13 protein-coding genes and 1 tRNA gene are annotated in these 9,487 nt (G+C 44.0%); 8 read left to right on the plus strand and 6 right to left on the minus strand.

Going from position 1 to position 9,487, the window contains the following annotated elements:
• Nucleotide 1: 1 nt before the first annotated feature.
• The gene (locus FWF39_RS03560) at nucleotides 2-259 is read right to left on the minus strand and encodes a hypothetical protein (protein ID WP_343382065.1); all 258 of its coding nucleotides are present in this window, start codon (nucleotides 257-259) and stop codon (nucleotides 2-4) included.
• A gap of 121 nt (nucleotides 260-380) precedes the next feature.
• Nucleotides 381-1,868, minus strand: coding sequence for a radical SAM protein (locus FWF39_RS03565; protein WP_343382066.1), 1,488 nt, complete (start codon nucleotides 1,866-1,868; stop codon nucleotides 381-383).
• 181 nt (nucleotides 1,869-2,049) lie between these two features.
• On the opposite strand from FWF39_RS03565, the gene FWF39_RS03570 reads away from it, so the two are divergent.
• From FWF39_RS03570 to FWF39_RS03600, 7 genes are all read left to right on the plus strand, one after another.
• Entirely contained in the window at nucleotides 2,050-2,370 is a 321-nt protein-coding gene (locus FWF39_RS03570; protein WP_343382067.1) for a KGG domain-containing protein, read from the plus strand.
• Nucleotides 2,371-2,452: 82 nt separating this feature from the next.
• Nucleotides 2,453-2,641, plus strand: a complete 189-nt coding sequence (locus tag FWF39_RS03575; RefSeq protein ID WP_343382068.1) for a KGG domain-containing protein — start codon at nucleotides 2,453-2,455, stop codon at nucleotides 2,639-2,641.
• Between the two features lie 196 nt (nucleotides 2,642-2,837).
• The gene (locus FWF39_RS03580) at nucleotides 2,838-3,089 is read left to right on the plus strand and encodes a hypothetical protein (protein ID WP_343382069.1); all 252 of its coding nucleotides are present in this window, start codon (nucleotides 2,838-2,840) and stop codon (nucleotides 3,087-3,089) included.
• Between the two features lie 59 nt (nucleotides 3,090-3,148).
• A complete protein-coding gene (locus FWF39_RS03585; RefSeq protein WP_343382070.1) occupies nucleotides 3,149-3,331 on the plus strand; it encodes an Em GEA1 (EM1) in 183 nt (60 codons plus the stop codon).
• Nucleotides 3,332-3,383: 52 nt separating this feature from the next.
• The gene (locus FWF39_RS03590; protein ID WP_343382071.1) at nucleotides 3,384-3,551 is read left to right on the plus strand and encodes a KGG domain-containing protein; all 168 of its coding nucleotides are present in this window, start codon (nucleotides 3,384-3,386) and stop codon (nucleotides 3,549-3,551) included.
• Nucleotides 3,541-3,891 carry a DUF2795 domain-containing protein gene (locus FWF39_RS03595; RefSeq protein ID WP_343382072.1) on the plus strand — a complete coding sequence of 117 codons (351 nt, stop codon included), beginning with the start codon at nucleotides 3,541-3,543 and terminating at the stop codon, nucleotides 3,889-3,891. Before FWF39_RS03590 ends, FWF39_RS03595 begins: the two co-directional genes overlap by 11 nt.
• Before the next feature lie 67 nt (nucleotides 3,892-3,958).
• Nucleotides 3,959-4,453: a hypothetical protein gene (locus tag FWF39_RS03600; RefSeq protein WP_343382073.1), complete on the plus strand. Its 495-nt coding sequence runs from the start codon at nucleotides 3,959-3,961 to the stop codon at nucleotides 4,451-4,453.
• Nucleotides 4,454-4,570: 117 nt separating this feature from the next.
• Here FWF39_RS03600 and metK read toward each other — a convergent pair whose 3' ends face one another.
• Nucleotides 4,571-5,740, minus strand: coding sequence for a methionine adenosyltransferase (gene metK / locus FWF39_RS03605; RefSeq protein ID WP_343382074.1), 1,170 nt, complete (start codon nucleotides 5,738-5,740; stop codon nucleotides 4,571-4,573).
• Between the two features lie 339 nt (nucleotides 5,741-6,079).
• Between metK and FWF39_RS03610 the strand changes: the two genes are divergently transcribed.
• Nucleotides 6,080-6,682 (plus strand): winged helix-turn-helix domain-containing protein, encoded by a 603-nt coding sequence (locus FWF39_RS03610; RefSeq protein WP_343382075.1) that lies wholly within the window; start codon nucleotides 6,080-6,082, stop codon nucleotides 6,680-6,682.
• Here the strand turns inward: FWF39_RS03610 and FWF39_RS03615 are convergent.
• The 3 genes from FWF39_RS03615 to FWF39_RS03625 form a co-directional block, all read right to left on the minus strand.
• The gene (locus tag FWF39_RS03615) at nucleotides 6,679-7,440 is read right to left on the minus strand and encodes an ATP/GTP-binding protein (RefSeq protein ID WP_343382076.1); all 762 of its coding nucleotides are present in this window, start codon (nucleotides 7,438-7,440) and stop codon (nucleotides 6,679-6,681) included. The genes FWF39_RS03610 and FWF39_RS03615 overlap by 4 nt on opposite strands.
• A gap of 422 nt (nucleotides 7,441-7,862) precedes the next feature.
• Nucleotides 7,863-7,941: transfer RNA gene (locus tag FWF39_RS03620), tRNA-Gly, on the minus strand.
• Nucleotides 7,942-8,248: 307 nt separating this feature from the next.
• The coding region (locus FWF39_RS03625) for an InlB B-repeat-containing protein (protein ID WP_343382077.1) at nucleotides 8,249-9,487 on the minus strand (1,239 nt) is incomplete at its 5' end.

The raw sequence follows: 9,487 nt of genomic DNA on the forward strand, positions 1-9,487 counted from the left end.
TTTAGATTGTTGGTTGGGGTTTGGGTTGGTAGATGACGAATTTGTGGGGTTCTTCTTTGACGGCTAGGTGGTGTTCTTTGGTTATGGTTTGGATTTGGGTTTTTGTTTCGTTGTCTAGGATTGTTTGGATGTGGACTTGGTAGCCGATAGAGAGGGGGTCGTTGGCTGGGGAGTTTATAAGGGTGATGGCATCAGGGGACATTTGTCGGCAACAATTGTTTATGTCTTTTAGACACGCGACTGCTTCATCTCGCTTCATTTTGCAAGTCACTAAATTAACTTGTCACGTGTTTCAATATAAATGTTATCATTTCTATACATCTAGGTGTATCTTGGCATGATTTTCTACATGTGTCACGCAGGCACATAATCAAAAACAACTATTTAGTCAGACTCTTGATATACTTTATAATAAGCTGCGGCTGAGCCAAAGCCGTCCCCAAAGCCTTCCGGGGATGTTTAATATGATTTACCAATGAAAGCCGCCTATACTGAGCAAGTGCCTCAGCCGCTATAGCCTTAACATCCGCAGGAACAAACTCCGCAGTAGTAATAAGAGGCATACCACTGGGCTGACGCGCCGCCGCAAACGCATCCCAAGACAAATCCGCCGCAATATAACCCTTAGCCTTGCAGAGTTCATAGAGAGGTGTCCCATAAGAGGGCGTAGCCATAAACAAATGCATCCCCACATCATACTTACGCTTCAACCCCAGCGCAAAATCAACGGTGCGCCGCATGTTCTGCTTGGTCTCCCCCGGAAAACCAATAATGTAGAAAGCACCTGTTTTTAATCCAATCGTTTTAGCGTTTTTGGCAAACTCTACCACCGCCTCAAGGTTAAGACTCTTGCAAATCACTTGGTCGAGAATTTGCTGATCACCTGATTCCACACCCACAAAAACACTCTTAGCACCGGATCGCTTCATCTTTTTGAGCAGTGCCAAGTTGAGGCAGTCGGCACGGACACCGTTGGGGGTTTCCCAACCGACTTTTATGTTGCACTCAATTAAACCATCACATATGGCCTCAAAGCGTTTGAGATCCAAGGTGAGGTTGTCGTCTTCAAAAAAGATATTTTTCACACCAAATTTGTCCACAACATATTGGATATGATCTAGGACATATTTGGCGGAGTGAGCACGAAAACCTCGGCCCATGTGCAGATGCACCGCACAAAAACAGCAATTAAACGGACACCCACGGCTGGTCACCATCGATATGGCACGTTTTTGAAAACTCCGATACCCAATGTGTTTGGAGTTTAGGTACTGCTCCATATCAACTAAATCATAAGCCGGATAAGGTAACCCATCAAGATCCACCACAAACGGAGCCGAAGCAGTTAGAGTGACACCATTGGTTTGGCGATATGCAATCCCTTTGATTTGCTCAAGAGATGTTTTGCCTTGGTAGTATTGGGCGATCTCAAGCATAGGGTATTCACCCTCCCCACAGACCACTATATCAACGGTGGGAGTTTGTTCAAGGAACTCTTTTGGTACCAAAGTCACATGCGGACCCCCTACAACCACTAGAATCTTGGAATCAACTTCTTTTACTGTTTGGCTGGTTTGGATGGCATTGCCGATTTGGCTCGTGAAGGGCCCCGAAATACCCACGATGTCGGGTTTGCGTGTTTGAATTTGCTGGGCTATTTGAGCAAAAGACAAACCAAGGGTAACGGTTTCACCAGCAGGCGCAGAACCCGCATCCATAAAGAAAGCATCCAAAATCTCCACCTCATAACCCGCCTGTTTGAGCACTGCAGCTATAGACATCAAACCCAAGGGTAAGTTGCCTGCCGGAAGCTCCGAGCCGGGATAAAACGTCTGAGGTGGGTTGATCAAGAGGATCTTTATCGGCATACCCAACCATTAGTTAGACTCCCAAATATAGCTTAACATATCTGCCTAGGCGCTTTGATTTGTTGGGTTGTGTGTTTTTGGATGGGTGTGTTATTGGTGTCGCACAACAACATATGTTTATGAGCGGTTATCCGGCTCTATTGTTGTTTACTTTTCCGTAGTATATTAGGAGGTGAATTTTTTGAGTACACGAACTGAAGAACCAAGAAAGGGAAAAATGACTGTTGCTGAGGCCGGAAGGAAAGGCGGGCAGAAAACCGCTTCGACTCATGGACGGGAATTTTATGAGACCATTGGTCGTAAGGGCGGTGAAAAAGTTTCAGCTGAGCGCGGGCCTGAGTTCTACAGTGAAATCGGTAGCAAAGGCGGTTCGGAGCGGGCTAAGCAACATGAAGGCACAAAAGAAGCTGAGGGTAAAACCAGTCTTGAAGAAGCTGGACACCGCGGCGGGCAGAGGGTTCGACGTCTAATTCAAGCCGGAAAGGAACGTGAAACCCGCTGATCAACAAATGTAGTGTGATAGGTTCCCATTTTTGTAGTTATTTTTTAGATGATGGTGATGAGTTGATGGAGGTGAAGTTTTTTTGGAAGAAAGAAAGGGAAAAATGACTGTAGAAGAGGCCGGACGCAAAGGCGGGCTTAAAACCGCTGAAACCCACGGTGAAGAGTTCTACAGTGAAATTGGACGCAAAGGCGGAAGAATTGGCGGACCAAAAGGAGGCCAGCGCGTTCGCACACTTATCGAAGAAGGCAAAAAATACGAAAACAAATAGTAATGGCCGTTCACCTATTGTTTGTTTTTTCACCATCCAATCATTTGTTTATTTTTCTACTATAATAGATATTTTTGCATCTAATTTAGGGGTTTATTGCTGCTGTTTGTATATAGTCACATATGTTTATGAAGAATGCTTGGGGCTAGACACTGGAAGAAAAGCAAAGCGCCGTTAATTTTTTGGAGGTGAAATATTGAGCGAAGACAAAAGAAGAGGCAAAATGACTGTTGAAGAAGCAGGCCGCCTCGGAGGAGAAAAAACCGCAGAAACCCACGGCCCCGAATTCTACAGCGAAATCGGCAGCAAAGGCGGCTCCCAGAGAGCCAAACAACATGAAGGCACCCGTGCCGCGGAAGGCAAAACCAGCCTCGAAGAAGCCGGACACAAAGGCGGACAACGAGTCAGAAAACTAGTCGAGGAAGGCAAAAGCTACGAAACACAATAACTAAAAACACACCCAGCAAAGGGTGGGAATTTTAGAAGAAGGAGGCGGAGGTGAATTTGTTGGCTGATTACCCAAAAAAAGGAACGATGAGCGTCCAAGAAGCAGGACGATTAGGCGGACAAAAAGGCGGACGAAGAACTGCGGAGACCCACGGCAGAGAATTCTATGAAACCATAGGACACAAAGGCGGACAAAAAGTCCGGAGACTCATCGAACAAGGCAAAGCACACGAAACCCGATAATCAGTTCATCTTACAAACAAATTAACCCCAGACCAAATAAGGAGGAGGTGAAATGTTGTCTGAGAGAAAAAGAGGAAAAATGACCGTTGAAGAAGCAGGCCGCCTCGGAGGAGAAAAAACCGCAGAAACCCACGGCCCCGAATTCTACAGCGAAATCGGCCATAAAGGCGGTCAAAAAGTAAAAAGACTCATCGAAGAAGGCAAAGAACTTGAAAAATAACGATGGTGAGTCAACGCCTTTTTTATTTTTTAACCAGGATGTTTGGAGGTGGAACCACACGAGTGAACAAACAACAACGACCCATCGTAGAAGAATTGGGCAAGGACAAGGCTCAAAAAAGCAACAGATAGATAGAAGTGAAAAGGCAGGCCATGTCAGTCCAGCCATTCTTGTAAAGTATCTCAAGGGTATGAACTATCCTGCGAGTAAAGAGAACATGGTGGATAGTGCCCAAAGCAAAACCGCACCCCAAGATGTCATGGATTTGATTGCTAAACTTCCCAATAAAACCTACAAGTCACCCATTGACGTAACAAAAGAGATAGGGAAAATAGAATAGGCTAATCCAAAAATTTAACGATTGATATTTTAATAAAAATTATTTTAATAAAAATGAGGTTTGGTTTATGGTTGAGGATAAGAAAAATAGCAATAGTTTAGTGGATTTTCTTAAAAAACAAGTAACAGTTGAGAATGAGATTGTGGATTCTTTGGAGAGCGCACTTGTGGGTATGAAAAATCCCGCTGTCAAGGGTGTGCTAAGGGGTGTTTCGTTGGATTCTGTGAAACATGCCGATCTCTATACCTCAGCACTCACCTTGCTGAGCAGTACCTCGACAGCCTTAGCTCAGGATGATCTTGATAAACAGCGGGCGTTGGTGGAGAAACATATTGCGATAGAGGCGGAGCTTATAAAAGTCCTTAAAGAAAAAATTCCCGAAATAGATAACGCTAAAGTCATTTTTTTGCTAAACGCCATACTCGAGGATGAGTGCCGTCATCATGCGATGTTGAAGAGAGTGTTAGATATAATTGTGCAGGGTGAAACTATAACTGAGGATGACTGGTGGAAGCTACTCTGGGAAGGCGCACCCTTTCACGGCTCACCAGGCGGCGGATAAACCAAACTGAGTTGTTGCTTTGGAGAACCACTGGAAACCACATCAGAGTAGCAAATACAGAAAACACCAGAAAACAACAAAAAGACGCTAAAATAAAAACAAAAAAGAAAAGATAAGTTAGACTTTGGTTGCCTCAAGATCTTTATTGAGGCTGTCTGCCTTATCGGTTTTTTCCCAAGGGAGTTCATCGCGTCCAAAGTGACCGAACGAGGCAGTTTGCCTATAGATGGGTCGCAATAAGTTGAGTTGGTCGATGATTGCTTTGGGGCGCATATCGAAGTGTTTTTTGACCAGCTCAAGAATTTGCTCATCAGCTAATTTGCCGGTTTCATAGGTGTTAACCAGCACCGATATGGGTTGGGCGACGCCGATGGCATAGCTGATTTGAACTTCACATTGATCTGCTAAGCCGGAGGCAACGACGTTTTTTGCGATGTAACGTGCCATATAGCAACCGCTACGATCGACCTTGGAGGGATCTTTACCGCTAAAACAACCACCACCGTGGCTACCCACACCACCATAGGTATCAACAATAATTTTTCTACCGGTTAAGCCTGAATCGGCAAGGGTTCCACCGATAACAAAACGACCGGTACCGTTGATAACATATTTAATATCAGCAGGGATTAGCTCGCTTGGAATAACATGTTTTATGACTTGTTCAATGATTTGTTTTTTAAGAACCGCATCCTCGATGGAGCCATTGTTTTGAGCCGCTATAACAACGGTTTTGACGCATTTGGGTTTGCCACCCTCATACTCAACAGTCACCTGAGATTTACAGTCTGGACGCAAATAGGGCATAGTGCCGTCTTTTCGCACCTCAGCCAATCGCTTCACAAGTTTGTGAGCCAACATGATGGGCAGTGGCATGAGTTCTTTGGTTTCATTGCTAGCATACCCAAAAACCATACCCTGATCACCCGCACCCTGCTCATGACCATTAAACTCGTTAACACCCATAGCAATATCAGGACTCTGAGCGGTCAAGGATACCAAAATACCACAAGTCTCCCAATCCAAACCGTCCTTAGCATTATCAAAGCCGATGTCTTTTAGGGTTCCGCGGACAATCTTTGGAATATCCACAGAAACAGGCGTAGTAATTTGGCCGGTAATTATAACTGTGCCCTGCATAACAATAGTCTCACAGTCAACACGAGCCTTGGGGTCTTGGGTGAAAATAGCATCTAGAACACTGTCAGAAATTTGATCCGCAACCTTATCAGGATGACCTTCACCGACAGATTCAGATGTAAACAAGTATTTTCCGTTTCGCTTCATGGGGTTCTCTTCCGTTAAGCAACTTGACGTACACTACCCCTCAATTTTCTTATATTCCTTTCTGCTAAAAAAAATCCATTTGAAATGATCAACACAACACAACCACAACCAGCACAAACAAACAACCCCAAACACACAACACTGGTGGTGAATTTAACCAATAGAACTTCACACAAAAAGTTCTACATCATCATCAACACTAAAAATGCTAAGCAACAGGCTATTGGTGGGTTGTAATCAAGCCACAAAAAGGAATACGCTGTGAACAGATAAATTATAAGTAGTTAGCTGTGTTAAGTATGTAGAGGTAGAAATATGGCGGCGTCTTTGAAGAAATTTATGCAACAAATTGCAGATAGAAAAGCGCCTGGACCCTTCACATCGTTTACTATATTTCATCTATACTACACACTTGAACTGTTAGCTAAGAGACCATTGGGTAGAAATAAATTAGCAGAAAAGCTTCAGGTCGGCGATGGGGCAGTTCGCACCATAATTAGCCGGCTCAAAGATGCCGAACTGATTGAGACCTCCAAAGGAGGCGCCAACTTGACCGATAAGGGCAGAGAAATCTGGCAACAGTTCGAAGCCGCGTTTCCCAAACAAGCAACCATCCCCCAATCAGATTTAACCCCCTCAGAATTTAATCATGCCTATTTATTGAGAGGCCGAGCAGAAAAAGTCGGCTCAGGCATCAACCAACGGGATGCCGCCATCATTGCAGGCGCACGCCAAGCACTGGTTATAGTATACAGAGACGGCAAGCTTGGGATTGAGTCGGTGAGTGATAATATAGAAAAACAGTTTCCAAATGCTGCCAGCCATCTGCTTGAAGAACTAAAGCCCCAAGACAACGATGTAATTGTTGTAGCAGGTGCCGAGTCAGAACTAAAAGCTAAGCGGGGCGCATTTGCCGCCACATGGTCACTAATCAATGGCTAAGTAGTGTATTTTTCACCATCATTTAAGATACGTTCCAATACGGTGTTGATGTTAACCATACCCTCATTGGTCCTCGAGGAAACGGGTGATAGAAGGAATTTTAGGCCCAGTTTGTTGATAGCCTGCATCATGTTGCGGCTAAAGAGGCGTTTGGTACCATCGAGCTTTGCCTCAATAGCATCTTCGAGCGCCATGGGATTAGCTGACCAAGACGCAACCGCCTGCACATCCTTTGGTGGAACCAAATCGGCTTTAGAGAGCACATGCAACTGCGGCTGAAAGAAACGATTATACACTGCAGCAGAGAGAAACATGTTAGAGACATAGTTGAGAGGATTAACACTAAAAACAGCATCAAACAGATAAACAAGCGCCTTAGGTTCTTTAGTTAATTCGTTAACGATGTAGGGTCCGCTTGCACGAAAAGCAAAAAGCTCCATCTGCCCAGGCGTATCCACCAAGACAATATCCGCATGAGCCTCCTCAATATCACGCGTCAAATTGTCAATCTCATCAGCAATCAAATCCGCCGCCATAATAAGAGCTCCATTGGGCCCCAGACCATATTTTTCCATCAAATCGCCAACATCCACATAATTACGGACATCAACATCAGGCTGATAAGGCAATTTAAGTGCCCCCGGATCAAGATTAACAACAGCAACATCCTGTTTACTCAGCTTCAACCACTCAGCAAAAGCAGCTGTAAAAAGAGACTTACCAGAACCCGCAGTCCCAATAATAAACGCTAAAGGCATAAACATAACTCCTATACGATGACACCGGGTTCGGGTAAAGAAGGTTTCTATACTAGTATTAGGCAAACTTGAAACCAATACAGGTTTTCCGATGAAATCAAACACCCAATTCGGGCCAAATTTTCATAACATCTATGCACAGCACAACAGATCACTCCATTTTTTAATCAACATTTCTTCTGTATACACTAAGTATAGCACAGACATAAACAAGATCAGCAGAAGGATACCAGCCAGACCAACTGGACCACTTTACAATTTATTGAGGTGATAGGTGCATCAAATTCTGTAATGTCAGAAGTATCTAACCAATAACGTTGTTCTTTACAGGAATCTGTACGGCCATATGTAAATAATCTAGCAACGGTTGCTGGAGCGGTGCTACAAAACAACCAACAACAAATGCAAACATCAAGGTAGTGTGGTGCGGTCGCCGGGATTTGAACCCGGGATCATTAGCTTGGAAGGCTAAAGTCCTAAACCAGACTAGACGACGGCCGCGCAGGATAGTCCATATCCCAAGCGAAATTTAAGGTTATCTAATTAAAAATCTTCCTGTTCGATCAAATAAGGGAAATTATACTTTACATGTATCGTAATGTAGCGGCAAAGAGGAGGTAGTTAGCATAGAGGAGATGCTTAATTTGATCAACGAGGATGTCAAAAATGATTGAACAGTTATACAGGATTTTGGATGATTTATGTTTAGGCGTTTCACAAGGAATCATCATAACAAGCGGACATAAATTAAATAAAAAAGGAGAAAGATCCCCGTGTAGGGGATTGTTGAGGGATTGCAATTGGGTTTTTAATTCGGCGATTTTTTGCTTTTGAATATGAGTGCTATGGGGATGATTTCTACCACGAAGATTATTGCGTTTACGATTGTCCAATTGTCCGTCATTACCATACTGCCCTGCAGATTCTGTGTGAGAAGAAACACTACAATTCCTGCAACACTCAAAGCAAGCATTACAACTAACCACACGGTGCTGTGCGAATTACCATGGCCTGCAACATTTTGCTTGGTTTTGCTGTTTTCTGATTTTTGTTTTAACAGCACACCAATAACAGCTATAAGTAGCAATATAATACCAGCAATGCTCAATGCTAGATTTACAAATGCCCACATCACCAAAGGTTCTTCGATATCCACAGGTAGAGAGGAATTTTTAGTATCGCTGTATTCTACGTCATCGTTTGGCATATCGGTGTTGGAAGATGATCTGCTAGACGAAGAGGAACTTGAAGATGATCTGCTAGACGAAGAGGAACTTGAGGAGCCATTGGTTTGGGTTATTTGGGTATATTGTGCTGTAACGACGAGATTTGATGTTACATTGATGAAACTTGTATCCCAGCCAGTGAAGCTGTAGCCTGCCCGGGTGGGGTTGGGTGGGGCAGTTGCATTATTGCCATATAGAACTTTCTCGGACTTTAGAAGGTAGCCATTCCAGTCTTTGAATTCTACTATCAGTTCTTCTTGTTCCCATTGTGCTGTGTATGTTACTGAGCAAGATACGGTTGTGTTTATCACTGGATCCCATCCGATAAAGGTCCAGCCGGAGATGTGATTTGTGTAGGGGTCTTCTTTGAAATCAGGTGTAGCGTCGCCATAGAGCAGATGTTTGTAGGTATTGTTTTCAGCATCCCAGGTACCAAAGTCGCCGGGTGCATAGATTACAGTGTAGCAATCCAGTTTTGGAATAGGGCGGATTTGGATATGGGAAGAGTCATTGAGACATATTTGGGTCTCTTCGCCTTCTTCTTCGCAGGTGGGTTCTTTGGTTACAGTCCACTCACTCCAGTTGTGACCCAGAGGGGAAATATAACTTGTGATGGTTCTATCACAACGGCTACATTTGAGGCGATCATACCCATAATCTTCGCAAGTAGGGTCTTTGTGTCCGATCAAAATAGAGAAATCATGACCAAGAGCCGCTAGAACCTCAACATCTTCATAATCACAACGACTGCAAGTAGTAGTAACCGAACCAGCAACCAAACAAGTAGCATCCACAGTAACAGAAGAAAGATCATGACCAAG

This window comes from Candidatus Bathycorpusculum sp. (genome assembly GCF_009778815.1).
Classification (GTDB): Archaea; Thermoproteota; Bathyarchaeia; order Bathyarchaeales; family Bathycorpusculaceae; genus Bathycorpusculum; species Bathycorpusculum hydrogenotrophicum.

Coding starts and splice junctions, on each gene's coding strand:
- FWF39_RS03560 (WP_343382065.1), bottom strand. CDS start 259: ATGAAGCGAGATGAAGCAGTCGCGTGTCTAAAAGACATAAACAATTGT.
- FWF39_RS03565 (WP_343382066.1), bottom strand. CDS start 1,868: ATGCCGATAAAGATCCTCTTGATCAACCCACCTCAGACGTTTTATCCC.
- FWF39_RS03615 (WP_343382076.1), bottom strand. CDS start 7,440: ATGCCTTTAGCGTTTATTATTGGGACTGCGGGTTCTGGTAAGTCTCTT.
- FWF39_RS03610 (WP_343382075.1), top strand. CDS start 6,080: ATGCAACAAATTGCAGATAGAAAAGCGCCTGGACCCTTCACATCGTTT.
- FWF39_RS03590 (WP_343382071.1), top strand. CDS start 3,384: ATGTTGTCTGAGAGAAAAAGAGGAAAAATGACCGTTGAAGAAGCAGGC.
- metK (WP_343382074.1), bottom strand. CDS start 5,740: ATGAAGCGAAACGGAAAATACTTGTTTACATCTGAATCTGTCGGTGAA.
- FWF39_RS03600 (WP_343382073.1), top strand. CDS start 3,959: ATGGTTGAGGATAAGAAAAATAGCAATAGTTTAGTGGATTTTCTTAAA.